This window comes from Streptacidiphilus sp. PB12-B1b (assembly GCF_014084125.1).
In the GTDB taxonomy this organism is placed as follows: domain Bacteria; phylum Actinomycetota; class Actinomycetes; order Streptomycetales; family Streptomycetaceae; genus Streptacidiphilus.
The window spans coordinates 6,653,415-6,677,789 of record NZ_CP048405.1; the positions used below are offsets into that span (position 1 = coordinate 6,653,415).

General features: G+C 73.0%; 20 protein-coding genes and 1 pseudogene. 9 read left to right on the forward strand and 12 right to left on the reverse strand.

The features are described 5' to 3' along the window. The first annotated feature begins 30 nt into the window (after positions 1-30). On the forward strand, positions 31-1,458 hold the full coding sequence (gene pyk, locus GXW83_RS28900) for a pyruvate kinase (protein ID WP_182445986.1): 1,428 nt from the start codon (positions 31-33) through the stop codon (positions 1,456-1,458). A gap of 105 nt (positions 1,459-1,563) precedes the next feature. Here the strand turns inward: pyk and GXW83_RS28905 are convergent, their stop codons facing one another. The 4 genes from GXW83_RS28905 to GXW83_RS28920 form a co-directional block, all read right to left on the reverse strand. Beyond that, complete coding sequence (locus tag GXW83_RS28905) at positions 1,564-3,129, reverse strand: hypothetical protein (protein WP_182445987.1); 1,566 nt, start codon at positions 3,127-3,129, stop codon at positions 1,564-1,566. Next, on the reverse strand, positions 3,119-3,742 hold the full coding sequence (locus tag GXW83_RS28910) for a DUF6114 domain-containing protein (protein ID WP_182445988.1): 624 nt from the start codon (positions 3,740-3,742) through the stop codon (positions 3,119-3,121). Before GXW83_RS28910 ends, GXW83_RS28905 begins: the two co-directional genes overlap by 11 nt. Before the next feature lie 134 nt (positions 3,743-3,876). Beyond that, positions 3,877-4,509, reverse strand: a complete 633-nt coding sequence (locus tag GXW83_RS28915) for a DUF6230 family protein (RefSeq protein WP_182445989.1) — start codon at positions 4,507-4,509, stop codon at positions 3,877-3,879. Between the two features lie 629 nt (positions 4,510-5,138). After that, positions 5,139-6,122: a tetratricopeptide repeat protein gene (locus GXW83_RS28920; protein WP_182445990.1), complete on the reverse strand. Its 984-nt coding sequence runs from the start codon at positions 6,120-6,122 to the stop codon at positions 5,139-5,141. 326 nt (positions 6,123-6,448) lie between these two features. On the opposite strand from GXW83_RS28920, the pseudogene GXW83_RS28925 reads away from it, so the two are divergent. Further along, positions 6,449-7,071 (forward strand): annotated as a pseudogene (locus GXW83_RS28925) (TetR/AcrR family transcriptional regulator). A gap of 58 nt (positions 7,072-7,129) precedes the next feature. Here the strand turns inward: GXW83_RS28925 and GXW83_RS28930 are convergent. The 4 genes from GXW83_RS28930 to GXW83_RS28945 all read right to left on the reverse strand — a co-directional run bounded on the left by GXW83_RS28930 (position 7,130) and on the right by GXW83_RS28945 (position 10,390). Next, positions 7,130-8,809 (reverse strand): methylmalonyl-CoA mutase, encoded by a 1,680-nt coding sequence (locus tag GXW83_RS28930; RefSeq protein ID WP_370466900.1) that lies wholly within the window; start codon positions 8,807-8,809, stop codon positions 7,130-7,132. A gap of 135 nt (positions 8,810-8,944) precedes the next feature. Then, positions 8,945-9,289, reverse strand: coding sequence for a DUF3817 domain-containing protein (locus GXW83_RS28935; protein ID WP_182445992.1), 345 nt, complete (start codon positions 9,287-9,289; stop codon positions 8,945-8,947). Between the two features lie 160 nt (positions 9,290-9,449). Further along, the gene (locus GXW83_RS28940) at positions 9,450-9,986 is read right to left on the reverse strand and encodes a MarR family winged helix-turn-helix transcriptional regulator (RefSeq protein WP_182445993.1); all 537 of its coding nucleotides are present in this window, start codon (positions 9,984-9,986) and stop codon (positions 9,450-9,452) included. An 86-nt stretch (positions 9,987-10,072) separates the two neighbouring features. Next, the gene (locus GXW83_RS28945; protein WP_182445994.1) at positions 10,073-10,390 is read right to left on the reverse strand and encodes a DUF3817 domain-containing protein; all 318 of its coding nucleotides are present in this window, start codon (positions 10,388-10,390) and stop codon (positions 10,073-10,075) included. Between the two features lie 130 nt (positions 10,391-10,520). Here GXW83_RS28945 and GXW83_RS28950 point away from each other — a divergent pair, with 130 nt between their 5' ends. Next, the gene (locus tag GXW83_RS28950; protein ID WP_182445995.1) at positions 10,521-11,312 is read left to right on the forward strand and encodes a DUF2127 domain-containing protein; all 792 of its coding nucleotides are present in this window, start codon (positions 10,521-10,523) and stop codon (positions 11,310-11,312) included. Positions 11,313-11,442: 130 nt separating this feature from the next. After that, positions 11,443-11,955 carry a MarR family winged helix-turn-helix transcriptional regulator gene (locus GXW83_RS28955; protein ID WP_182445996.1) on the forward strand — a complete coding sequence of 171 codons (513 nt, stop codon included), beginning with the start codon at positions 11,443-11,445 and terminating at the stop codon, positions 11,953-11,955. Positions 11,956-12,000: 45 nt separating this feature from the next. Here the strand turns inward: GXW83_RS28955 and meaB are convergent, their stop codons facing one another. Beyond that, on the reverse strand, positions 12,001-12,957 hold the full coding sequence (gene meaB / locus GXW83_RS28960; RefSeq protein ID WP_182445997.1) for a methylmalonyl Co-A mutase-associated GTPase MeaB: 957 nt from the start codon (positions 12,955-12,957) through the stop codon (positions 12,001-12,003). 127 nt (positions 12,958-13,084) lie between these two features. Then, positions 13,085-14,287, reverse strand: a complete 1,203-nt coding sequence (locus GXW83_RS28965) for an acetyl-CoA C-acetyltransferase (RefSeq protein ID WP_182445998.1) — start codon at positions 14,285-14,287, stop codon at positions 13,085-13,087. 205 nt (positions 14,288-14,492) lie between these two features. On the opposite strand from GXW83_RS28965, the gene mce reads away from it, so the two are divergent. The 3 genes from mce (at position 14,493) to GXW83_RS28980 (ending at position 21,001) form a co-directional block, all read left to right on the forward strand. Continuing rightward, the gene (mce, locus tag GXW83_RS28970; protein WP_182445999.1) at positions 14,493-14,933 is read left to right on the forward strand and encodes a methylmalonyl-CoA epimerase; all 441 of its coding nucleotides are present in this window, start codon (positions 14,493-14,495) and stop codon (positions 14,931-14,933) included. Positions 14,934-15,307: 374 nt separating this feature from the next. After that, positions 15,308-19,957, forward strand: coding sequence for a hypothetical protein (locus tag GXW83_RS28975; RefSeq protein WP_182446000.1), 4,650 nt, complete (start codon positions 15,308-15,310; stop codon positions 19,955-19,957). A 111-nt stretch (positions 19,958-20,068) separates the two neighbouring features. Next, on the forward strand, positions 20,069-21,001 hold the full coding sequence (locus tag GXW83_RS28980) for a cellulose-binding protein (RefSeq protein ID WP_182446001.1): 933 nt from the start codon (positions 20,069-20,071) through the stop codon (positions 20,999-21,001). 113 nt (positions 21,002-21,114) lie between these two features. On the opposite strand, the gene GXW83_RS28985 is transcribed toward GXW83_RS28980, so the two are convergent. Continuing rightward, the gene (locus GXW83_RS28985) at positions 21,115-21,930 is read right to left on the reverse strand and encodes an alpha/beta fold hydrolase (protein ID WP_182446002.1); all 816 of its coding nucleotides are present in this window, start codon (positions 21,928-21,930) and stop codon (positions 21,115-21,117) included. A gap of 96 nt (positions 21,931-22,026) precedes the next feature. Between GXW83_RS28985 and GXW83_RS28990 the strand changes: the two genes are divergently transcribed. Beyond that, positions 22,027-23,103 (forward strand): ABC transporter ATP-binding protein, encoded by a 1,077-nt coding sequence (locus tag GXW83_RS28990; RefSeq protein WP_182447626.1) that lies wholly within the window; start codon positions 22,027-22,029, stop codon positions 23,101-23,103. Position 23,104: 1 nt separating this feature from the next. Then, positions 23,105-23,872, forward strand: coding sequence for an ABC transporter permease (locus GXW83_RS28995; RefSeq protein WP_182446003.1), 768 nt, complete (start codon positions 23,105-23,107; stop codon positions 23,870-23,872). Between the two features lie 30 nt (positions 23,873-23,902). Here the strand turns inward: GXW83_RS28995 and GXW83_RS29000 are convergent, their stop codons facing one another. Beyond that, positions 23,903-24,244 (reverse strand): ATP/GTP-binding protein, encoded by a 342-nt coding sequence (locus GXW83_RS29000; RefSeq protein WP_182446004.1) that lies wholly within the window; start codon positions 24,242-24,244, stop codon positions 23,903-23,905. Positions 24,245-24,375 lie beyond the last annotated feature (131 nt).

The window sequence follows — 24,375 nt, forward strand, 5'->3', positions numbered from 1 at the left end:
ACCGAAAGGTAACCCGATAGAATGAGTGATATGCGCCGAGCAAAGATCGTCTGTACCCTTGGTCCCGCGACGGACAACTTCGAACAGCTGAAAGCCCTGATCGAAGCTGGAATGAACGTCGCCCGTCTGAACATGAGTCACGGCGTTCACGCCGACCACGAGGAGCGCTACCGCAACGTCCGCGCCGCCTCCGAGGCGACCGGCCGTCCCGTGGGCGTCCTCGCCGACCTGCAAGGTCCCAAGATCCGCCTGGCGACCTTCGCCGACGGCCCGGTGACCGTCGAGAACGGCGACACCTTCACCATCACCACCGAGGACGTCCCCGGTGACCAGCACATCTGCGGTACCACCTACAAGGGCCTGCCCGGCGATGTGAAGCCCGGCGACCCGGTCCTGATCAACGACGGCGTGATCGCCCTGGAGGTCGTCAGCGTCGACGGCCCCCGCGTGGTCACCCGGGTGGTCGAGGGCGGTGTGCTGTCCAACAACAAGGGCATCAACCTGCCCGGCGCCGCCGTCAACGTCCCCGCCCTCTCCGAGAAGGACAAGGAGGACCTGCGCTTCGCGCTGGACCTCGGCGTCGACATGGTCGCGCTGTCCTTCGTCCGCAACGCCGCCGACATCGAGGACGTCCACCAGGTGATGGACGAGGTCGGCCGCCGGGTGCCGGTCATCGCCAAGGTGGAGAAGCCGCAGGCGGTCGAGGCCATGGAGGAGATCGTCCTGGCCTTCGACGCGGTCATGGTCGCCCGCGGCGACCTCGCCGTGGAGTACCCGCTGGAGCGGGTGCCGCTGGTGCAGAAGCGGCTGATCACGCTGTGCCGCCGGAACGCCAAGCCGGTCATCGTCGCCACCCAGATGATGGAGTCGATGATCACCGCCTCCCGGCCGACCCGCGCCGAGGCCTCGGACTGCGCCAACGCCATCCTGGACGGCGCGGACGCCGTCATGCTCTCGGCCGAGTCCAGCGTCGGCAAGTTCCCGATCGAGACTGTGCAGACCATGTCGCGGATCATCGAGGCGGCCGAGGAGGAGCTGCTGTCGCACGGCCTGCAGCCGCTCAACCCGGGCCGCAAGCCGCGCACCCAGGGCGGGGCGGTCGCCCGCGCCGCCTGCGAGCTGGGCGACTTCCTCGGGGCGCAGGCCCTGGTCGCCTTCACCAAGTCCGGCGACACCGCGCGGCGGCTCTCCCGCTACCGCTCGCCGATCCCGGTCCTGGCCTTCACCCCGGACGCCGCCACCCGCAACCAGCTGACCCTCAGCTGGGGCGTGGAGACCTTCGTGACCCCGCAGGTGCAGACCACCGACGCGATGGTCAACCAGGTCGACGACGCCGTCCGGCACCTGGGCCGCTACCGGACCGGCGACACCCTCATCGTCACGGCCGGCTCGCCCCCCGGCGTGGTCGGCACCACCAACATGGTCCGGGTGCACCACCTGGGCGACCGCACCGGCTGACCGGGCCCGCCGCCCTCCGTACGCCGGAAAGGGGCCGCTCCCGCCTCGTCACGAGGAGGGGGCGGCCCCTTTCGGTGGTCCGCTCGGACGCCGGCCGGCTGCTGTTCAGCTCAGCGGCGTGTAGTACAGGTGCATCCCCGGGATCGTCAGATTGCCGCCGAACTGGCCGGTCTGGACCGCGACCGCGTTGGTCAGATCGAGCGTCAGCGGGATCGGGACGTCGCCGATGAGGTCGTACAGCCATTGCGGCAGGGTGTCCGGCGTCAGCGTGAGATTGATGCCCAGCCAGGACAGCGGGATGCCCTCGGCCGAGGCCAGCGTGCCGGAGAGGCTGGTGACGTACATGGTCACCGTCCCGCCGGTCATGGTGGAGGTGGTGCCGGACCCGCCCTGGACGTGCAGCTGTTGGCCGATCTGCTGGGTCGACATGTCGAGATTGCCGATGTTGACCGCCTGCGCGGTGAACTTCAGCGCCCGGACGTCCCCGGCGGCCGTGGGCACGGTCACCACGCCGAAGAACTGGGTGTTGATCAGCTCCAGGTTGTTGCTCTTGAGCGTCCACGGCACGGCCGGCATCTCGGTGATGCCGCTGTCGGCCATGCTGGTGTCCAGCGGCGCGGCCAGGTGGCTGATGTCGCAGAGCTTGTTCGCCTCGGCGGCGGAGCCGGGCGCGGCCGACGGCGCGGTGGTCGGCGCGGTGGTCGGCGCGGTGGTGGGCGCGCCGGTGGCCTTGGCCGGGGCGGAGCCGGTGGGCGCCGTCGTCCCGGAGCCGGTGCCCGTCGCGGTGGCGGCGGGGGTGGCACCGGCGGAGGCGGTCGCGGCCGCGGTCGGCGTGGACGGGGTGGCGGCGGAGGGGGTGGTGCCGGGCACCGGGGTGGTCGCGGCGGCGGCAGCGGCGGCGACGCGCGCGGCCGGGGCGGAGGCCGACGGCGCGGGCGTCGAGGCGGCAACCGTGGAGGCGGCGACCGTGGAGGCGGAGGCCGTCGGGGCAGAGCCCGTCGGGGTGGCGGTGGACGACGCGTCCAGGCCGAGCAGGCCGCCGAGGCCGCTGAGGATCCCGCCGAGCGGATCGCCCGGCTGGTTGTGGTGGGCGGGCTTGGAGGGGCTGGCCGTGGGCTCGCCGGACGGCCGCGAGGACGGCTGCGGCGCGCTCGGCGCGGTGCTCGCCGAGGCGGTGGGCGCGGGCGCGTGGGTGGCCGGAGCGCCCTGCCCGGCGGAGCCGCCGGAGGCACCGGTACCGGTGGAGGCCGCAGTGGACGAGCCGCCCGTCGGCGTGGCCGCGCGGCCGGACTCCTTGGCCGACTTGGACGTCTTGGCCGCCGAGGGGGCGCCGGTGGACGCCGCGGAGGGGCTGGCGGTCGCGGTCGCCGCCTTGCCCGTCTCCAGCGCCTTCAGCGTGGTCTTGGTGCAGGTGTCGCCCTCGGGGGTGGACGCCGCCGCGCCGGTGGAGGCCGTGGCGGAAGCCGAACGGGCGTCGGCGGCGAGGGCGAACTTCGGCGCGATGGTGCCCATCAGCAGCGCCGTGGGCACGGCCGTCAGCGCCAGGGCGCGGCCGACCGGCAGCTGCAGCCGACCGCGGACGGTGCGCCGGGGCGCGGCATGCCGCCCCGAGACCCGCGGCCCGGGGGCCTGCGGACCGGCGGCGCGGGCCGGGTCGGAGTCACTCGCCATGGCGGTACTCCCCCTCGTGCACGCCCTCCGCCGACTGCGGCTCGGGCAGGTACGCCTGCGCGGCGGTGGGGGCCTCCCCGGCCGGCCCGGTCTGCTGCGGGAGTTCGGGGAACCGGGGGGCGGCGGTCAGCTCGCCGGTCCCGGCGTACTCCGCCTCGGCCGCCTCGGCGTCCTGCGGGTCGCTGACCGGCTCGGCCGCCTTCGGCTGCTTGAGCGGGGCCCAGGAGCAGACCATGACGCCGCCGAGCAGGCCCGGCAGCAGGCCCAGGCCGAAGCCGCCCAGGTTCGACATCGGGATGGACACCAGGACCAGCACCAGTGCGGCGATGCCCGCGAAGATGCGGATGAGCGGCTGGAACCAGACGGAGACGCCGAGCGCGATCAGCAGCAGGCCGATCAGCAGCGAGGCGGCTCCGGCCGAGGTGGCGAGGTGGATGCTCAGGGTGCCGATGCTGAGGTTGGCGTACGGGAAGTAGAGGATCGGCAGTCCGGCCAGGAGAACCAGCAGTCCCCCCCAGAACGGGCGGGTGCGGCGCCAGTTTCGGAACGCTCGGCGGGCCTTGCTGAAGCCGGTCTCGGGCTCGGGCCGCGCCTGCGCGGTCGCGCTCGTCACGTGGCAACTCCCAGATGGTGATCAGTGGTGGAACACGGTGGGGAGGGACCGGGGCCCCTCCCCACCACGCGTGATGGATCAGTACGTCGTCCATCGGCAGGTCGGCTGTCGGGCCGACTGGAGGCGCTTGCGCGTCAGAAGCACTCAGCGTTGCTGTTGTTGACGCTGAGGTGCATCCCGTTCAGCGAGAAGGTGCCGGCCGAGGTGGCCCACGCCGTCTGCTGCACGCCGGTCAGGTTGGCCGAGTCGGCCTCCTGGGCGAACCCGGCGGGGTTGTAGAACTGCGGGTTGCTGGAGTCGCCCGCGCTGACGCTGCCCTTGCTGACAGCACCCTCGGCAACACCGATGTTGATGTTGTTGAAGGTCGCCGTCGTGGCCTGCAGATCGGTCATGTCGATGTACAGGTTGCTGGCGGTCACCGGGTGCTTGGCGTCGTCGCCTGCGGTGATCTTCAGCACGTAGGTGCCGAGCGGGCCCAGCGGCAGCTGCACGGACTGGCAGAGCTTGTTGATGGTGGCCGTCTTGAAGCCGGAGACGGCAACGGGGACGTACTTGTTGCCTTCCTGCGTGTCGACCGTGCCGTACTGCACGAAGCCCTGGCCGCTGAGCGAGTCTGCGGACACCTTGAAGTCGGTGCCGGAGACACTGAACGACGCGGCGAGGGCGCCCTGCGCGACGCTGACACCGACTGCCGCCGTGACGGCGAGGGTCGGGACCATGACGACTGCGAAGCGCTTCCAGCGGGTCTTGCCATAAGTCTGGGACATAACGAGGTCCTCCTTCTCGGACGTGCATCTTCGGCCTGCCCCGCTAGGGCCCCGGCCTGGGATGGGGAGAAGAGCTACGTCCTCGGGAAGGGGAGCGCGTCGGCTGTATGCGTTCACACGTACGGACACAGGCGTCCGGACGGCTGATCGGCAGCATCGGCGATCACCCCCGAGCGACAACCACCGGTCGAGCTGGGTGCTCGGCCGTGAGAGGACAGGCTCCACGGGGAAGGCGGAGACCCCCCTGTCCTCAAGGCACCGGCCGGGCCGGCACCTGCCCGGTGGGGATTCGCCGGAGGCAACCGACTGGCTGTCGGCCTACCCCAACGAACCGGGCGTGCCTGATCGTCGTCCAATACAGGCCGCTGCACAAGTGGTTCGTTACTGATGAGTAAGGAACAAGTGAACCCTTGCGGGCGGCCGGACGCAGGGCATATCACCGCCAGTGACCGCCGTCCGGACCGCCGCGCGGGCAAAGCCCAGGAAACACGCCGTTAACAGTCGATGACGGCCACCGAGGGTGACCGTCATCACAAAATATCAAGTTTTGGTAAACCTCAGGAACACCAGCGGCTTTGTCGGCAAATCGCCGATGCCGCTGCGTGCCGTCCGGTCACCCGGTGCCGTGCTCAGAACAGCTTGCGTGCCAGCGCCCCGCGCGCCTTGACCACCCGCGGGTCGTCCGCGCCGATCACCTCGAAGAGGTCCAGCAGGTGCCGGCGGACCCGGTCGCGGTCCTCGCCGAAGGTGCGGCCGACGGTGTCCACCAGCCGACCGAACGCGTCCTCGACATGACCGCCCGTCAGATCCAGGTCGGCGGCGGCGAGTTGGGCGTCCACATCGGCCGGGCGCTCGGCGGCGGCGGTACGCACCGCCTGCGGGTCCAGTCCCTGCACCCGCTGCAGCAGTTCGGCCTGGGCCAGGCCCAGCTTGGCCTCGACACTGCCCGGCTGGTCCGCCAGCACGGTCCGGTACGCCTGGATGGCGCCGCCCAGATCGCCCTGGTCCAGCGCCTCGTGCGCGGCCGCGAGCGTCGGATCCACCGGCTCCGGGGCCTCGACGGCCTCCGCATCGCCCCGCCCGGAGCGCACGCCGACCTCGCCGACGACGCCGAGTTGGGTGTCGGCCGCCTCGATCAGCTTGTCCAGCAGCTGCCGCACCTCGGGCTCGGACGCCGGGCCCTCGAACAGCGGCAGCAGCTGGCCGCCGACCACGGCCAGCAGCGTCGGCAGGTCGCGGATCTGCAGCTGCTGGGCCAGCTGCTGGTTGTTCCGCAGGTCGACGTTGGCCAGCACGAAGCGGCCGTCGTACTCCTCGGTGAGCCGCTCGATCAGCGGCTTGAACTGTTCGGCCGGGGCGTAGCCCTCGGCCCAGAAGTTGAGGACGACCGGCACCTCGGCAGAGAGCTGGACGACCTGCTCCTCGAACTCCCGCTCCGACGCGTCGAAGATCAGCGGGCCCGCGGACGGCAGGGCCGCGCCGGTGGCCTCCGCCTCCTGGATCTGGCGGGCGCGGGCGGCACGGGCCTGCTCCGCCTTCTGGGCGGCCTCACCGGCCGCCTTGACCGCGGCGAGGTCGACCGCGCCGCGCATGGACATGTTCCGTGGCTGCATGGCTCTATCCTCCCCTGTCCGCCCGCCCTGGTGTGAATCGGCGGAGAATGGCCCTGGCCACGGTCGTCGTACTGCTGTGCGTCTGCGGTGCTGGTGTCTGTGTGCCTGTGGTGCCGGTGCCCGGATCCCCATCCGTGCGGCAGCGTGGTTGTCGCTCTTTCGCTACGAGTCGTAGCGTATATCCGACCGCCCGGCTGTCACACCCCGCTGCACGTGAACTGCACCACTTCTGCACGCACAGCCCTTCACCCAGCCCCCCTACTGCCAGGTAACCTCCCGAGACCCGACGCCACTCCGCCGGCTGCCCCTCCAGCCAAGGACACCCCTTGACCGACGCCCCCACCGCCCCGCGCAAAGGCCGCCCCCGCAGCCCCGACGCGGACCAGGCGATCCTCGCCGCGACCAGGGCCGTGCTCGCGGAGCAGGGCTGGGGCGGGCTGACCATGGGCGATGTCGCGGCCCGCGCGGGGGTCGCCAAGACCACCCTCTACCGGCGCTGGCCGTCCAAGAACGAGCTGGTGGTGTCCGCCGTCGCAGTGCTCTTCGACGAGCTGGTCCTGGCCGACCTGGGCAGCCTGCAGGCGGACGTCGAGGCCGTCGTCCAGCAGTTCGCGGCGCTGCTGGCGCAGCCGGAGAGCCAGTCCGCGCTGCTGGCGCTGTTCGCCGAGGCCACCCGCGACCGGGCGCTGCGGCAGCGGGTGCGCGAGGCCATCATCGACCCGCAGAAGCAGCTGGTGCGCCAGGGCCGGGCCGCCGCCCAGGCCCGCGGCGAGATCCCCCGGACGAGGACCCGGCGCACGCCTGCGAGGACGTCGACGTCATCTTCGACACCATCGCCGGCGCGGTCGAGCACCGCATGCTGGTCAGCGGCGAACCCGCCTCCCCCGAGTGGATCCGCCGCTTCACCACCCTGCTGCTGACCCCCATGACCAGCGCGAAGGCGCCCTGACCCGGCTGTCGGCCGGTTCAGGGCGCCTGTGGGTGCGGGCCCGGGCCCGCAGGGGGCGTCAGAAGCCCGCGGGCTCGGTGTAGGTGCCCCACTCGTCGCGCAGGGCGTCGCAGATCTCGCCCAGGGTGGCCTCCGCGCGGACGGCGTCCAGCATCGGCGGGAGCATGTTGGCGCCGGAGCGGGCGGCGGCCAGCATGGCGTCCAGACCGGCCCGGACGGCCGCCTCGTCGCGTCCGGCCCGGCGCGCCGCCAGCTCGCGCACCTGCTCGGTCTCGACCTCGTGGCTGACCCGGAGGATCTCCAGCGGCGGGGTGACGCTGCCGGTGTGGCAGTTGACGCCGACCACCCGCTTGGTGCCCTTCTCCACCGCCGTCTGGTAGGCGAACGCGGCCTCGGCGATCTCGCCGGTGAACCAGCCGTTCTCGATGCCGCGCAGGATGCCCGCGGTCATCGGGCCGATCTCCTGGCCCGGACCGCCCTTGGCGCCCATGCCCAGGATGCGCTCGAAGACGGCCTCCGCCTGCGCCTCGATCCGGTCGGTGAGCGCCTCGACGTACCAGGAACCGCCCAGCGGGTCGGCGACGTTGGCGACGCCGGTCTCCTCCAGCAGCACCTGCTGGGTGCGCAGGGCGATCTCCGCGGCCTGCGCCGAGGGCAGCGCCAGAGTCTCGTCCAGGGCGTTGGTGTGCAGTGAGTTGGTGCCGCCGAGCACGGCCGACAGCGCCTCGACGGCGGTGCGGACCACGTTGTTGTAGGGCTGCTGGGCGGTCAGCGAGACGCCCGCGGTCTGGGTGTGGAAGCGCAGCCACTGCGCCTTGTCGGTCTTGGCGCCGTAGCGCTCCTTCAGCCAGCGGGCCCAGATCCGGCGGGCCGCACGGAACTTGGCGATCTCCTCGAAGAAGTCCAGGTGGGCGTCGAAGAAGAAGGAGAGGCCGGGGGCGAAGACGTCCACGTCCAGCCCGCGGGAGAGCCCGAGCTCGACGTAGGCGAAGCCGTCGGCGAGGGTGAAGGCCAGCTCCTGCGCGGCCGTGGCACCGGCCTCGCGGATGTGGTAGCCGGAGACCGACAGCGGCTTGTACGCCGGGATGTTCTCGGCGCAGTACTCCATCAGGTCGCCGATCAGGCGCAGGTGCGGCTCGGGCGAGAACAGCCACTCCTTCTGCGCGATGTACTCCTTGAAGATGTCGGTCTGCAGCGTGCCGTTGAGCACCGAGGGATCGACGCCCTGCCGCTCGGCCGCGACCAGGTACATGCAGAACACCGGGACGGCCGGGCCGCTGATGGTCATCGAGGTGGTGACGTCGCCCAACGGCAGGTCCTTGAAGAGGACCTCCATGTCGGCGGCGGAGTCGATGGCCACACCGCAGTGGCCGACCTCGCCCAGCGAGCGCGCGTCGTCGGAGTCGCGGCCCATCAGCGTCGGCATGTCGAAGGCGACGGACAGGCCGCCGCCGCCCGCCTCCAGGATCATCCGGTAGCGCTCGTTGGTCTGCCGGGCGTTGCCGAAGCCGGCGAACTGACGGATCGTCCAGGCCCGTCCCCGGTAGCCGGTGGTGTGCAGGCCGCGGGTGAAGGGGTACTCGCCGGGCCAGCCGATCCGCTCGAAGCCCTCGGGGGCCTCGCCGTCCGCGGGCCCGTAGACGGGCTCCACGGTGTCGCCGCTGAGCGTCGAGAAGTCGGCCTCGCGCTGCGAAGCGCGGTCGAACCGCCGCTGCCAGCGCTCGCGTGCCGCCTGCATGGTCTCTGCGTCCACGGTGCTGCCCCGCTCCACGAGAAGAAAACTACTTGGACTTCCTAGTAATTTACTCGGACGTCCAAGTAGTTGTCGACAGCGACCCCCGGCGAGGAGCGGGGGTCGCTGTCGGGGCGGCGGTCAGGCCTTGACCAGCCGGTCCGGGTCCACGCCCGACTCGAGCTGCTCGTCGATCTGCTTCATCACCTTGCGCTCGGCGATGAAGGAGCAGGTGGGGATGGTTCCGGCGAGGATGACCAGGACCATCTTCTTGATCGGCCAGCCCAGCTTGTTGCCGACCAGGAAGGCCACCACGACGTAGACCATGTACGCCCAGCCGTGGATGGTGCCGACGATGGCCACCGCGATCTCCGCCTTGCCGAAGCCGTAGTACGCGACGCACGAGGCGCAGAGCAGGATCAGGCCGACGCCGGTGACGTACGCCAGGACGCGGTAGGCGGTCAGCAGGGGGGAGGACTTCTTCACGGCGGGGCCTCGCAGTGCGGTGGGCGGCACGGTACGTCCGGGCTCGGGTACCGACGGGAAAAGAGCGTAACCGCCCGGCTGTGGATCACCGCCACCGCCCCGGACCGCCCTTACCATCCGCACCGGGGCCGGCGCCAGGGCCGGGCGTCAGGGCCGAGCGTCAGGGCCGAGGCGTCAGGGCCTGGGCGTCGGGCGGGGTGAAGTCGCCGGCGGCTATCCGCAGCGGGCGCAGCACCTCGAACAGCTCCCGGCAGTCCGCCTCGTCGTAGCAGCCGAGGCCGAAGTCCATGCCGACCAGCTCGCGGGTGGCCTCCTCGACCGCCTTGCGACCGTGCTCGGTGATGGCGGCGAGCACCCCGCGCCCGTCCAGCGGGTTGGGGCGGCGGACGACCAGGCCGGACTTCTCCAGCCGGTCCACGGTGTTGGTGACGCTGGTGGGGTGCACCATCAGCCGCTCGCCGATCTTCGACAGCGGCAGCTCACCGGCCTGGCTGAAGGTGAGCAGCACCAGCGCCTCGTAGCGGGCGAAGGTCAGCCCGTACGGCTTGAGCACGCCGTCGACCTGCGACAGCAGGATCTGCTGGGCCCGCATGATCGAGGTGATCGCCGCCATCGAGGGCACCGCCCCCCAGCGCCGGGTCCACAGCTCGTCGGCGCGCTCGATGGGGTCGAAGGAGAGGCTCAGCGGCTTGGGCACGGGCCTACCGTACCGGCAGCCCGCACCGGCGCGCCGCGCTGTCCACGGGCCGGGCAGCGGCCCGGACGGCGGAGGGCGGGCAGGTCTCAGGCGAGGACGGCGGGCGCGGCCTCGTAGCCCTGGAGCTCCTCCTTGGCCATCAGCCGCTCCGCGTAGAAGCCGCCCAGCGGCAGCACCGACAGAGCCATCACCCAGACCGCGCGCCAGAACGACCAGCGCTGCCGGTACCAGGCGATCAGCGCGAACAGCATGTAGAAGGTCCACAGGATGCCGTGCACCATGCCCAGGACCGGGACGCCGTTGAAGCTGGTCGTGCTCTTGAGCACCACGCAGACCAGCAGCAGCAGGAAGGACAGGCCCTCCGGCATGGACACCAGGCGCAGCCGGTGGACGGCGCTGTTCATCACGGGACTTCTCCTCACACGGGACCGGGCCCGCGTACCGGCCGGGCCCGCTCCAGTATCACCGACCCCCGGCTATCCTCGCGCCCATAGCGTTCCGAGCTGAACGATTCCGACGGACGGGGGCCTTTCGATGGCGTGGGACTGGAACCGACGTACCTGTTCACGGCGGGGGCACGTGACCTATGCGCCGACCGAGCCGCACCTGAACGAGCGGCTGCGGACGCAGACCGCGCTGGGCGAGGCATGGCGCTGCCTGCGCTGCGGGGACTTCGCGCTGGGCGGCCCGGGCGGCTCCGGCAGGGCCCAGGACGCGCCGTCCGTGCCGCGCGGCAAGGCGCTGCGGGACCGGTTCATCCTGCGGCTGCTCGCGGTGGAGCGGCTGGTGCGCGGGGTGCTGATCGTTCTGATCGCGTACGCGGTGTGGCGGTTCAGCAACAGCCAGACGGCGGTGCAGCAGCTGTTCAACCACGATCTGTCGCTGCTGCGGCCGGTGGCCGTGCACTTCCACTACGACCTGGACAACTCGCCGATCGTCGGCTCCATCCAGAAGACCTTCAGCTACCACCGCTCCACGCTGGTGGCCACCGCCGCCGCGCTGCTGGCGTACGCGCTGATCGAGATCGTCGAGGGCTTCGGGCTGTGGGCGGCCAAGCGCTGGGCGGAGTACCTGACGGTGGTGGCCACGGCCGCTTTCCTGCCGCTGGAGGTTTACGAGCTGACCGAGAAGGTCAGTTACCTGAAGGTCGGCACGCTGGCGCTCAATCTGCTGGCCGTCGTCTACATCCTGCTGGCGAAGCGGCTGTTCGGGCTGCGCGGGGGCGCGGCGGCGTTCGAGGCGGAGCGGCAGGGGGCCTCGCTGCTGGAGGTGGAGACCTCGGCCGGGGAGGCGCCCGCGGGCGACCGGGCCGGATCGACCGCCTGACCGGCGTCCACCTGACGGGCCACCCGATCGGGTGGCCCTGCGGCACCGGGGCGGCTGCCGGGCGGCTGGTGGACACGTCAACCACGACCAATATCGTCAAACTTTCAACTTCTATAGGTATCATTGACCCATGGACACCACAGCAGCGGTCCCCGCGGAAGCCTCCGACGCGCCCGACCCGGATGCCCCCTGGCTCACCGCCGCGGAGCAGCGGCTGTGGCGTGCCCATCTGGAGGTCAGCCGGTTGCTGATGTACCAGCTGGAGCGCGAGCTGCAGGTGTACGGGCTGGCCACCAACGACTACACCATCCTGGTCGAGCTGTCCGAGGCGCCCATGCGCCGGATGCGGATGACCGACCTGGCGACCGCCACCCTCCAGTCCAAGAGCAGGCTGTCGCACCAGATCACCCGGATGGAGACGGCCGGCCTGGTCGTCCGCGAGGGCTGCCCCGGCGACCGGCGCGGGCTGTACGCCGTCCTCACCGAGCAGGGCTGGGACATGATGCGCAGGCTCGCCCCCACCCATGTGCGCAGCGTCCGCAACCACTTCATCGACCGGCTGGACGCCGACCAGATCGCCTCCATGTACGAGGCGCTGGCCCCCATCGCCGAGCACCTGCGCGAGCTGCGCGGCCGCGCCTGAGCGGGCCCCAGCCCTGGTGAGCCAGGCGGTCAGGCACCGGATCGGTCAGGCGCCGGTCACCCCGGCCACCAGCTCGTCCGCCGCGGTGTACGGGTCCAGCCCGCCCGCCGCGACCCGGGCCGCCAGCGCGTCCAGCCGCTGGTCGCCGCGCAGGTCGCCGAAGCGCTGCCGCAGCGCGGTGACCGCGATGGTCTCCACCTCCTGCGCCGCCCGGCGCCGTCGGCGCACCGCCAGCTCCCCGTGCTCGGCCATCCAGGCGCGGTGCTTCTCCAGCGCCTCGACCACCTCGTCCACGCCCTGGCCGCGCGCGGCCACGGTCTTGATGATCGGCGGACGCCAGTCCCCCGCGCCGCGCGCCTCGCCCAGCCCCAGCATGTGGTTCAGCTCCCGGGCGGTGGCGTCGGCGCCGTCCCGGTCGGCCTTGTTGACCACGTAGACGTCGCCGATCTCCAGGATGCCCGCCTTGGCGGCCTGGATGCCGTCGCCCATGCCCGGGGCCAGCAGCACCACGGTGGTGTCGGCCTGGGCCGCGATCTCCACCTCGGACTGCCCGACGCCGACCGTCTCCACCAGCACCACCTCGCACCCGGCCGCGTCCAGCACCCGGATCGCCTGCGGGGCCGACCAGGCCAGGCCGCCCAGGTGGCCGCGGGTGGCCATGGAGCGGATGAACACCTCCGGGTCGGTGGCGTGGTCCTGCATCCGCACCCGGTCGCCGAGCAGCGCGCCGCCGGAGAACGGCGAGGAGGGGTCGACCGCGAGCACCCCGACCCGCAGGCCCAGCTTGCGGTAGGCGGTGACCAGGGCCGAGGTCGAGGTGGACTTGCCGACGCCGGGCGAGCCGGTCAGCCCGACCACGTAGGCGTTGCCGGTCAGCGGGGCCAGCGCGGCCATCACCTCGCGCAACTGCGGGGAGGCGCCCTCGACCAGGGAGATCAGCCGGGCCACGGCACGCGGCCGGCCCTGCCTCGCCTGCTCGACCAGCGTGGCGACGTCCATCATCAGCGCGATTCTCCCGGAGGGCTTCGGTTCGGAGCGGGATCGTTCGGAGCGGGATCGGTCAGGAGGGAACAGCCCGGGGCGGGGAGTCCGCACACTCCCCACCCCGGGCACCGGCTACCGCTACCGGCTACGGCACGCGGACGATCAGCGCGTCACCCTGGCCGCCGCCGCCGCACAGGGCCGCCACGCCGGTGCCGCCGCCGCGCCGCTTCAGTTCCAGGGCCAGGGTCAGCACGACCCGGGCGCCGGACATGCCGATCGGGTGGCCGAGGGCGATGGCGCCGCCGTTGACGTTGACCTTGTCGAAGGAGATGCCGAGGTCCTTGACCGACTGCACGGCCACGGCCGCGAACGCCTCGTTGATCTCGACCAGGTCCAGCTCGTCGACGCCGATGCCCTCCTTCTGCAGGGCGTGCCTGATGGCGTTGGACGGCTGCGACTGCAGCGAGTTGTCCGGGCCCGCGACGTTGCCGTGGGCGCCGATCTCGGCGATCCACTCCAGGCCCAGCTCCTCGGCCTTGGCCTTGCTCATCACCACGACCGCGGCCGCGCCGTCGGAGATCTGCGAGGAGGTGCCGGCGGTGATGGTGCCGTCCCGGGTGAAGGCGGGGCGCAGCTTGGCCAGGGTCTCCACGGTGGTGTCGCCGCGGATGCCCTCGTCCTTGCTGAACAGCACCGGGTCGCCCTTGCGCTGCGGGATCTCGACCGGGACGATCTCCTGGTCGAAGACGCCGTTCTTCTGGGCGGCGGCGGCCAGCTGGTGCGAGCGGGCGGCCACCGCGTCCTGCTCCTCGCGGCCGATGCCGAGACGGCCGTTGTGGGTCTCGGTGGACTCGCCCATGGGGATGTTCTCGAAGGCGTCGGTGAGGCCGTCGTAGGCCATGGCGTCGAGCAGCTCCACCGCGCCGTACTTGTAGCCCTCGCGGGACTTGGGCAGCAGGTGGGGGGCGTTGGTCATGGACTCCTGGCCGCCGGCGACGACGACGTCGAACTCGCCCGCGCGGATCAGCTGGTCGGCCAGGGCGATGGCGTCCAGGCCGGAGAGGCAGACCTTGTTCACGGTCAGCGCCGGGACGTTCATCGGGATGCCGGCCTTGACGGCGGCCTGGCGCGCCGGGATCTGACCGGCGCCGGCCTGCAGCACCTGCCCCATGATCACGTACTGGACCTGCTCGCCGGTGATCCCGGCCCGCTCCAGCGCCGCCTTGATGGCGATGCCGCCGAGGTCCGCGCCGGAGAAGCCCTTGAGCGAGCCGAGCAGGCGCCCCATGGGGGTGCGCGCACCGGCGACGATCACTGAGGTGGTGGCGTTGTTAGCCCTGTTGCTCATGGTGGTCGAGCCCCTTTGCTGCGACGGTCCTGGGGCGCTGCGCTGCCACGGTCACGGCGATCCAGGTGGAGGTTTTCCGCTCAATGTACTAATGCGTAACGTGGTCGTCACGGGCCGAACGGTGTGATCACGGGCACGGTCGGCACGGGTTTCCCCGAACGGCCCGCCTACGGTGCACTGGTAGGCACACCCCTAGGAGGCTTACATGCTCACACGCATCGACCACATCGGCATCGCCTGCTTCGACCTGGACCGCACCGTCGAGTTCTACCGCGCCACCTACGGTTTCGAGGTGTACCACACCGAGGTCAACGAGGAGCAGGGCGTGCGTGAGGCCATGCTGAAGATCAACGACACCGGTGACGGCGGCGCCTCCTACCTCCAGCTGCTGGAGCCCACCCGGGAGGACTCGGCCGTCGGCAAGTGGCTGGCCAAGAACGGCGAGGGCGTGCACCACATCGCCTTCGGCACCGCCGACGTGGACGCCGACTCCGAGGCCATCCGGGACAAGGGCGTGCGGGTCCTCTACGAGCAGCCCCGAATCGGCTCCATGGGCTCGCGGATCACCTTCCTGCACCCCAAGGACTGCGGCGGGGTGCTGACCGAGCTGGTGACGGCCGAGCCGGGCGGCCACGAGCACGCCTGAGCCGTGCCCCCGGCGTGCGACCCCGTACGAACGAACCCGTCGGTAACCTGAGCCAACCGCCGCACCCCCCTGCACATCGGCCTCGTGACGTGAGAAAATGCGCCAGTGCCACGGTCCGTGACCGCTGCCCGCTGCCCTCGGCGGCGGAGCGGCTGCGCAGGACGCGATAGCGTGCCCTTGTCAGGGCGGCCGCGGCGAGGGGCTCCCCGTCCGACGGCCGGGGGAAGGTGGGGGCGGCGTCGGGCTTCGCCGTGATCTGTCACCATTAACCGCAGAGCACGAGTTCATCATGGAGCTCACTCGGACGGCGGAACGGGACTCACCCGTTCCGTACGTGAGTGGCGACCCGACCAGGAGACGGATGGGACCGCGGCGTGCGGGGCTACGACGGCTACGAGGTTGACGATCACCTCTCCAAGTTCGAGGCCGAGATGGATCGGCTGCGAACGGAGCGGGAGAAGGCCGTCACGCATGCCGAAGACCTCGCCTACCAGGTCGAGGTCCTTCGGGCGAAGCTGCACGAGGCACGGCGGCAGCTGGCCCAGCCGCGCGCCTTCGACTCCGTCGCCGGCCAGGCCGAGCAGATCCTCCGCAACGCCGAGATGCAGGCCGAGCAGCTGCGCGCGGACGCCGAGCGGATGCGCCTGGAAGCCCAGAACATCACCCAGCGGGTCATGCAGGAGGCGGCCGAGCGCAGCGCCCGGCTCCAGGCCGAGTGGCAGGCCGAGGCCGACAACCGGCGCCGCCACCTGGAAGCCGAACTGGCCGAGCTGCGCCGCAACGCCGAACGGCACGTCAACGAGAACGTCTCCTGGGCCGAGCAGGCCCGCGTGGGCACCGAGGAGCAGGCCCGCCGCGTCCTGGACGAGTCCCGGGCCGAGGCCGAGCGGCTGCTGGCCGTGGCCCGGGCCGAGGCCATGGCCGTCTCCGAGCAGGCCACCTCGCAGGTCGCCGCGGACGTCGAGTCCACCCGGGCCGAGGCCGACCAGGTGCTGCAGCGCGCCCGGACCGAGGCCGAACGGCTGCTGACGGCCGCCGCCGCCCAGGCCCAGCAGGCCGCCGAAGGCGCCGAGCGGGTCAAGAGCAGCGCCCACAGCGAGGCCGGGGAGCAGCTGCAGCAGGCCCAGGCCGAGATCGACGCGCTGCGCCGGGCCGCCGCCGACACCCAGGCCGCCGCCGAGCGCGAACGCGCCGAGCTGGTCGCCGAGGCCGAGCGCTACCGCCGTGAGGCCGAGGAGCTGCGCGCCGCCGCCGAGCAGGCCGCCGAGGAGCTGCGGGCGGACGCCGAGGCCGCCGCCGCCAAGCGGCTGACCGACGCCGAGACCGCCGGTGAGGCGCGCGCGGCGACCGCCAAGGCCGAGGTCGCCCGGATGGTCGCGGCCGCCACCAAGGAGGCCGAGCAGGTCAAGGCCGCCGCCGAACAGCTCAAGGCCGAGGCCCAGCAGCTGCTGGACGACGCCGAGGTGCAGGTCGAGCAGCTGCGGGTGGAGGCCGTCGAGGCCGGCCGCACCGAGGGCGCCGCCAACGCCACCGTCCACCTGGCCAAGGCCGCCCGCACCGCCGAGGACGTCATCGGCCGGGCCACCGAGGAGGCCGGGCAGCTGCGCGCCGCCGCCGCCGAGGAGGCCGAGCGGGTCCGGGCCGAGGCCAGGGCCGAGGTCGAACGGCTGCGCGCGGAGAGCCGCGCGGCGGCGGAGCGCGCCCAGGGCAGCGCCCTGGACGAGATCCAGGCGCACCAGGACGAGGCGGCGCGGCTGCGGGCCGAGGCCGAGGAGCAGCGCGCCGAGGCCGCGAAGGAGGCCGAGCGGGTCCGGGCCGACGCCCGCCGCCAGGCCGTCACGCAGATCGAGGAGGCCGCCCGCACCGCTGAGGAGCTGCTGGTCCGGGCCAAGGCCGACGCGGACGAGCTGCGCGGCGGCGCCGCCGTGGAGCTGGCCAAGCTGCGGGAGCGCGCCACCGAGCAGGCCACCGAGGTGCAGGCCAGGGCCGAGGCGGTGCTGGCCCGCGCCCGCGCCGAGGCCGAGCGGCTGCGCACCGAGGCCGAGACCGAGGTGGCCGAGGCCCGGAAGCGCCGTACGGACGCCGAGAACGAGCACCGCGAGCGGGTCGCCGAGATCGAGCGTTCCACGGCCGGGGCCGCGGAGCAGGCGGCGGCCGAGCGGCTGGCCCTGGCCGAGAGCGAGAGCGCCGAGCTGCGCGCCCAGGCCGCGCGCGAGCGGGACGAGGTGCTGCGGGCGGCCGAGCAGCTGGCCTCGACCCGGGTGGAGGAGGCGTCGGCCACCGCCGAGCACCTCAAGGGCGAGGCCCGGGAGGTCCGCGAGCGGGCGTCGGCCGAGGCCAAGCGGCTGTCCGAGGAGTCCCGGCAGGCGTACGCGCGGGCCACCGAGGAGCTGGAGCGCCGTCGGGCCCTGGCCGAGGCCGACGAGGCCGCCGCCGCCCGGGCCCGGACCGAGGCCGAGGCGTTCGCGGCGGAGCTGCGCGAGCAGGTCACCGCCGAGGTGGCCGCGGCCCGGGTGGAGGCGCAGGCGCAGGTCGCCGAGGGCGTACTGGAGCTGGAGCGGCAGAACGCCCGGGCCGAGGCCGAGCGCACGCAACTGCTGGGCGCGGCGCAGGAGGAGGCCGCCCGGCTGCGCGCCGAGGCCGAGGCCCGGGCAGCCGAGCGGCTCGCCGAACTCGACCGGCAGAGCGCCGAGGCCGAGGCCGAACGCGTCCAACTCCTGGACGCCGCCCGCGAAGAAGCCGCACGCCTGCACACCGAGACCGAAGCCCAGGCCGCCGAACGCCTCGCCGAACTCGACCGGCACAGCGCCGAGGCCGAGGCCGAACGCGTCCAACTCCTGGACGCCGCCCGCGAAGAAGCCGCACGCCTGCACACCGAGACCGAAGCCCGGGCCGCCGAACGCCTCGCCGAACTCGACCGGCAGATCACCGAAGCCGAGGCCGAGCGCGGCGAACTCCTGGGCGCGGCACGGGAGGAGGCCGCCCGGCTGCGCGCCGAGGCGTCGGAGGAGGCGGCCCGGGTCCGGGCCGAGTCGCAGGCCGAGGCCGCCGAGGTCACCGCGGAGCTGGAGCGGCAGCGGGCCCTGGACGAGGCCGCCGCCGAGGCCGAGCTGGCCGAGGCGCAGCGCCAGCGCGGCGACGCCGCCGAGGAGCTGCGGACGGCCCAGGCCGAATCCCGCAAGCTGCTCGCCGACGCCGAGCGCGAGGCCGGGCAGGTCCGCGAGCTGGCGACGACCGAGGCCGCGCGGCTGCGGGCCGAGGCCGAGCAGAACGCGATCGCCTCGATCGCCGCCGCCGAGGACGAGGCCGCCGAGGTGCGCCAGTCGGTCGCCGGGATGTACGAGGCCGCCGAGGCGCAGACCACCCAGCTGCGGGCGGACGCCGAGCGCGAGGCCGCGCTGGTCCGCAGCCAGGCCGAGGAGCACGCCCAGGAGGTGCGCGACAGCGTCGCCACCGAGGCCGGGCAGGTGCGGGACCTGGCGACGACCGAGGCCGCGCGGCTGCGCGCGGAGGCCGAGCGGGCGCTGGCCGAGGGCGAGGCCGAGGCGGAGTCCGTGCGGGCGGCGGCCACCGCCGCCGCCGAGGCGCTGCGGGCCGAGACCGAGCAGGCCGCCTCCCGGCTGCGGGCGGAGGCGCAGGCGGTGCGGGTCGCGGCCGACGAGGAGGCCCAGCGGATCAGCGCCGAGGCCGCGGCCGCCGCCGAGGCGCTGCGGGTGGAGTCCGAGCAGGCCGCCGCCCGGCTGCGGGCGGACACCCAGGCCGCCGCCCGCGCGTTGCTGGCCGACGCCGAGGCGGAGGCCGCCCGGCTGCGCGCCGAGGCGCAGGCGGTGCGGACCGCCGCGGGCGAGGACGCCCAGCGGATCGCCGCCGAGGCGGAGACCGCCGCCGACGCCCTGCGCGCCGAGGCCGAGACCGAGGCCGCGCGGCTGCGCAAGGAGGCCGGCGCGGTGCGGATCGCCGCGGCCGAGACCGCCGAGCAGATCACCACCGAGGCCGAGACCGCCGCGCTGGCGACCACCGCCGCCGCCGAGGAGCAGGCCGACGCCATGGTGTCCGCCGCCCGCAAGGAGGCCGACCGGCTGGTCACCGAGGGCGCGGCCGAGGGCGCGGCCCTGGTCGAGCAGGCCCGCAAGGACGCCGACGTGATGCTGGTGGAGGCCCGCCGGGACTCCACCGCCATCCGCGAGCGCGCCGAGGAGCTGCGCGAGCGGACCGACGTCGAGACCACCGCGCTGCACGAGCGGGCCCGCAAGGAGTCCGCCGAGGCGATGAAGGCGGCCGGCGAGCGCGTCGACAAGCTGGTGTCGGCCGCGACCGAGCAGGTCGAGGACGTCAAGCGGGAGGCCGCGCTGGCCCTGGGCGAGGCCCAGGAGCGTGCGGCCAAGCTGGTGGCCGACGCCGAGGAGAAGGCCGGTGAGCTGCTCTCCACGGCCGAACGCGAGGCTGCGCAGACGCAGTCGGAAGCTTCGACGGAGGCGAGCCGGGTCCGGATCGCCGCCGTGCGGAAGGCGGAGGGGCTGCTCAAGGAGGCGGAGCAGAAGCTCGCCGACGACACCGCCAAGGGGGCGGCCCTGCGGGCCGAGGCGGCGGAGCAGTTGAAGACCGCGAAGGAGGAGGCGGAGCAGCTGCGCGCGGCTGCCGCCGAAGCAGCGGAGCGCATCCGCAAGGAGGCCGTGCAGGCCGCCGAGGCCGAGCTGACCCGGGCCCGCGAGGAGGCCGAGCAGCTCACCGACGAGGCTCTGAACGAGGCTCAGCGGATCACCGACGAGGGGCGCCGTGACCTGGACGAGCTCGTCAACCGCCGCAAGGACATCAACACCGAGATCGCCCGGGTGCAGGACGTCCTGCAGGCCCTGGAGTCCTTCGAGGCTCCGTCAGGGACCGCATCGGGCAAGAACAACGGGGGCAACGGGGGCAACGGGAGCGGCAGGCCGGGCGGCGGCCGGGGCAGTGCCCCGGCGGGCGTCGGCGCAGGCCCCACCCGCGCGGGTGGCAAAAGAAGTGACGTTGCACCACCCGATTGAGCGGTCATTCTCCACTCTTCATCGGCTTTCGGCCGATGACACTCCGAATCCGTGCCAGGATTCGCCCTATCACCTCACACCTCACCGGGCATACGACAGGAACCGAACCCCATGAGCGATCCACACTCTCCGCACGGCTTCGACACCGTGCGCCGTGGGTACGAGCGTGCTCAGGTCGACGAACGCATCAGCAAGCTGATTGCAGACCGGGACAGCGCCCTCGCCCGCATCACCGCGCTCGAGAAGCGGATCGAGGAGCTGCACCTCGAAACCCAGAACGCGCAGGCCCAGGTCTCCGACGCGGAGCCCTCGTACGCCGGGCTCGGCGCGCGGGTCGAGAAGATCCTGCGTCTGGCCGAGGAGGAGGCCAAGGACCTGCGCGAGGAGGCCCGTCGGGCCGCCGAGCAGCACCGCGAGCTGGCCGAGGCCGCCGCGCAGCAGGTCCGCAGCGAGGCGGAGTCCTACGCCAAGGACCGCAAGGCCAAGGCCGAGGACGAGGGCCAGCTGATCGTCGAGAAGGCCAAGAGCGACTCGACCCAGCTGCGCGCCGAGGCGACCAAGGACGCGCAGACCAAGCGCGAGGAGGCGGACGCCCTCTTCGAGGAGACCCGCACCAAGGCCTCCCAGGCCGCGCACGACTTCGAGACCAACCTGGCCAAGCGCCGCGAGCAGTCCGAGCGCGACCTGGCCGCCCGTCAGGCCAAGGCCGAGAAGCGCCTCGCGGAGATCGAGCACCGCGCGGAGCAGCTGCGGCTGGAGGCCGAGAAGCTGCGGACCGACGCCGAGCGCCGGGCCCGTCAGACCGTCGAGACGGCGCAGCGCCAGTCCGAGGACATCGTGGCCGACGCCAACGCCAAGGCCGACCGGATCCGCAGCGAGTCCGAGCGCGAGCTGGCCGCCCTGACCAACCGTCGGGACAGCATCAACGCGCAGCTCACCAACGTCCGCGAGATGCTGGCGACGCTGACGGGTGCCGCGGTCGCCGCCGCGTCCCTGCCGGACGACGACCTGACCCGCGGTGTGCCCGCGCAGCAGTCGCGCTGACCCGGCGTCACCCCGGGTACGACGCCGAAGGCCCCTCACCCCGCCCGCCAGGGCGCGGTCCAGGGGCCTTCGGCGTCTGCCGGGCGCGTCAGGCCGGGCGTTGAGCGGGGCGGTCAGCCCACGCGCCGCAGCAGCGCCCGTACCGCGGCGTTGAAGGCGTCCGGGGCCTCCAGCGCGGAGAGGTGCCCGGCCTGCGGGATGACGGTCAGAACGGCGTCGGGCAGCGCCGCGGCCATGGCCTCGGCGTCCGCCGGCGGGGTGATCGCGTCCAGCTCGCCGACCACGACCGCGGCCGGCACCTCCAGCCGGGCCAGCGCCGCCAGGCTGTCGGGGCGCGCGGCCATGGCCCGCTGCATCCAGGCGACGCTCGCCGGCGCGGCCTCCTCGATCATCGCCCGGACCCGCTCGACCAGCCCCGGATCGCGCTCGGCGGCGCCCGCGCCCAGCAGCGGCGACGGCAGCTGCTCGTCCACCAGCAGCCGGACGCTGTCGCGGGCGAGGACGGCGGCGGCGATCCGTTCCCGGTTGGCGCGCTGCTGCTCGGTGTCGGCGGCGGCCTTGGTGTCCGCCAGCAGCAGCCCGGCCAGGCGGTGCGGGTGCCGGCGGGCCAGGGCCATGGCGGTGTAGCCGCCGAGCGAGAGCCCGCCGACCACCGCGCGGTCGATGCCGGCCCGGTCCAGCAGCAGCGCCAGGTCGTCGGCGAGCAGGTCCAGCGAGGGGCGGTCCGGGCCGAGGTCGGTGCCGCCGAAGCCGCGCAGGTCCACCGCGAGGACCCGGGCCCCGCTGCCGTCCCGGCCGGGCAGGTCGTCCAGCTGCGCCTGCCACATCCGCGAGGACAGCGGGAAGGCGTGCAGCAGCACCAGCGGCGTGCCGGAACCGGACTCGCGGACGGCGAGGGCGGAGAGAGGGGGTAGCGGCTCGGTCGTCATGTCGGCCACCCTAGGTGGCGCAGGGCGTGCTTGTCGGGCGCGTCCCGCTGCTTTGTCCTAGTCTGACGGAGAGTGACCGGCGAGCAGGGAGCGGCGATGATCGAGGTCCACGAGCTGACCAAGCTGTATGGCGACACGCTCGCCGTGGACCACCTCAGCTTCCAGGTGCCGCAGGGCGTGGTCACCGGCTTCCTCGGCCCGAACGGCGCGGGCAAGTCCACCACCATGCGGATGATGCTGGACCTGGACCGGCCCACCAGCGGCCGGGTCAGCATCGACGGCAAGCACTACGCCCAGCTCAACGAGCCGCTCAAGCACATCGGCGCGCTGCTGGAGGCCAAGGCCGTGCACCCGGGCCGCAGCGCCTACAACCACCTGCTCTGGCTGGCCCAGAGCAACCGCATCCCGACCCGCCGGGTGGACGAGGTGCTGCGCCTGGTGGGGCTGCGGGAGGTCGCCAAGCGCCGCTCCGGGGGCTTCTCGCTGGGCATGGGCCAGCGGCTGGGCATCGCCGCCGCGCTGCTCGGCGATCCGCGGGTGCTGCTCTTCGACGAGCCGGTCAACGGGCTGGACCCGGAGGGCATCCTGTGGGTCCGCAACCTGATGAAGTCGCTGGCCGAGGAGGGCCGCACGGTCTTCGTCTCCTCGCACCTGATGAGCGAGATGGCCGTCACCGCCGACCACCTGGTCGTCATCGGGCAGGGCCGGCTGCTGGCCAACCTCTCGATGGACGACTTCATCGACCAGAACTCGCACAGCTACGTCCGGGTCCGCAGCCCCGAGCCGGAGGCCCTGCTGGACGCGCTCACCGGCGCCGGGCTGAGCGTCAAGCCGTCCACGGACAGCGCGCACGCGGGCGCGTACGAGGTGCCGGACGCCGACGCCGCGGTCATCGGCGACCTGGCCCGGGACCGGGGCCTGGCGCTGCACGAGCTGAGCCCGCAGCGGGCCTCGCTGGAGGAGGCGTTCATGCGGATGACGGCCGATTCGGTGGTCTACCGCACCGGCGCCGGCCCGGACCGAGGCGCCGCCCCGCAGCCGGACCGGCACGCGCACCAGGGCCCGAACGGGGAGACCCGGCCGAACGGGGAGACCCGGACCGCCGCGCCGACCGGGGCGGTCACCGCCGAGCCGGGCTCCGGCTGGGGCGCCGGATGGAAGAAGGAGAGCTGAGATGGCCAACTCCGGAGCGGTCCTGCTCTCCGAGTGGACCAAGGTCAGGACGGTCAGATCCACCGTCATCACGCTGGCGATCACCTTCGTGGTCACCGTGGGCCTGGGCGCGGGCATCTCCGCGCTCACCAACAGCCAGTGGCACACCATGAGCCCCACCGACCGGGCCACCTTCGACGCCACCTCCACCAGCTTCTCCGGCATCCTGCTGGGGCAGCTGGCGCTGATCGTCTTCGCGGTGCTGGTGGTCGGCAACGAGTACAGCACCGGGATGATCCGGACCACCCTGTCGGCCGTGCCCCGGCGCTGGACGCTGCTGCTGAGCAAGGCCGCCGTGGTGCTGGCACTGGTGCTGCCGGTGGCGCTGGTGACCAGCTTCACCGCGTTCTTCATCGGCCAGGCACTGCTCGGCAGCCACAGCACCTCGCTGGGCGCCCCGCACGTGCTGCGCGCGGTCCTGGCCATGGCGGTCTACATGACCCTGCTGGCGGAGCTGTCGCTCGGCGTGGCCTTCATGCTGCGCAAGCCGGTGGCCTCGCTGGGGCTGCTGATGCCGTTCTTCTTCCTGATCTCGCCGATCCTCGGCAACGTCCCCAAGGTCAAGACCGTGGCCCGGTACTTCCCGGACCGGGCGGGCCAGCAGATGGTGCAGGTGGTGGCGGGCACCAACTCCCCCTACGGGCCGGTGGAGGGCTTCTTCGTCTGCCTGGCCTGGGTGGCGGTCTGCCTGGCCGGCGGCTACCTGCTGCTGCGCCAGCGGGACGCCTGAGGCACTGACCCCGCCCGGCAGCGGCCGAGGTCAGTGCCTCGGCGCGTTGCGCCCGCGCTGGACGGCCGCGCCGCGCCGCTCGCGGGCGTTCCAGCAGGCCCGGTGCCAGTGCCGGCGGTCCTCGACCCCGCCGAGCCCGCCGACGCCGGAGGTCGGCCAGGCCACCAGGTGGCCGACGCCGGGCGGGATCTCCTGGTCGCAGCCGGGGCAGCGGTAGAACTTGCCGCTGTCCCCGGCGACCGGGCGGACCATCCAGTCCTCGCCCCGGTAGCTCTGCGTCTGCTCCAGGAACCAGCCCCCGCCGCTGCCGCCCTCGCTCGAACGCGGCTTCTCGGGTTCGCTCCCACGGGGGCGGCTTCGGCGCGGTGACACGTTTCTCCCTGGGCAGGCAGGCATGCTGGTCCCCACCAGGGTACGAGGTGACACCGGCGAAAAGTCCGCATTAGCACAGGTTGCTCAGGTGCACCAGGGCCGGACCCCAATTCCACCCGTAATCGCGGTCG

What these genes read in the sequence shown, in the direction of transcription:
- GXW83_RS28995 (WP_182446003.1), top strand. Translation starts at nt 23,105, where the DNA reads ATGGCCAACTCCGGAGCGGTCCTGCTCTCCGAGTGGACCAAGGTCAGG.
- GXW83_RS28945 (WP_182445994.1), bottom strand. Translation starts at nt 10,390, where the DNA reads ATGAACAGCGCCGTCCACCGGCTGCGCCTGGTGTCCATGCCGGAGGGC.
- pyk (WP_182445986.1), top strand. Translation starts at nt 31, where the DNA reads ATGCGCCGAGCAAAGATCGTCTGTACCCTTGGTCCCGCGACGGACAAC.
- GXW83_RS28915 (WP_182445989.1), bottom strand. Translation starts at nt 4,509, where the DNA reads ATGTCCCAGACTTATGGCAAGACCCGCTGGAAGCGCTTCGCAGTCGTC.
- meaB (WP_182445997.1), bottom strand. Translation starts at nt 12,957, where the DNA reads ATGATGGACGTCGCCACGCTGGTCGAGCAGGCGAGGCAGGGCCGGCCG.
- GXW83_RS28985 (WP_182446002.1), bottom strand. Translation starts at nt 21,930, where the DNA reads ATGACGACCGAGCCGCTACCCCCTCTCTCCGCCCTCGCCGTCCGCGAG.
- GXW83_RS28990 (WP_182447626.1), top strand. Translation starts at nt 22,027, where the DNA reads ATGATCGAGGTCCACGAGCTGACCAAGCTGTATGGCGACACGCTCGCC.
- GXW83_RS28930 (WP_370466900.1), bottom strand. Translation starts at nt 8,809, where the DNA reads ATGCAGGCGGCACGCGAGCGCTGGCAGCGGCGGTTCGACCGCGCTTCG.
- GXW83_RS28965 (WP_182445998.1), bottom strand. Translation starts at nt 14,287, where the DNA reads ATGAGCAACAGGGCTAACAACGCCACCACCTCAGTGATCGTCGCCGGT.
- GXW83_RS28905 (WP_182445987.1), bottom strand. Translation starts at nt 3,129, where the DNA reads ATGGCGAGTGACTCCGACCCGGCCCGCGCCGCCGGTCCGCAGGCCCCC.
- GXW83_RS28980 (WP_182446001.1), top strand. Translation starts at nt 20,069, where the DNA reads ATGAGCGATCCACACTCTCCGCACGGCTTCGACACCGTGCGCCGTGGG.
- GXW83_RS28955 (WP_182445996.1), top strand. Translation starts at nt 11,443, where the DNA reads ATGGACACCACAGCAGCGGTCCCCGCGGAAGCCTCCGACGCGCCCGAC.
- mce (WP_182445999.1), top strand. Translation starts at nt 14,493, where the DNA reads ATGCTCACACGCATCGACCACATCGGCATCGCCTGCTTCGACCTGGAC.
- GXW83_RS28920 (WP_182445990.1), bottom strand. Translation starts at nt 6,122, where the DNA reads ATGCAGCCACGGAACATGTCCATGCGCGGCGCGGTCGACCTCGCCGCG.
- GXW83_RS28950 (WP_182445995.1), top strand. Translation starts at nt 10,521, where the DNA reads ATGGCGTGGGACTGGAACCGACGTACCTGTTCACGGCGGGGGCACGTG.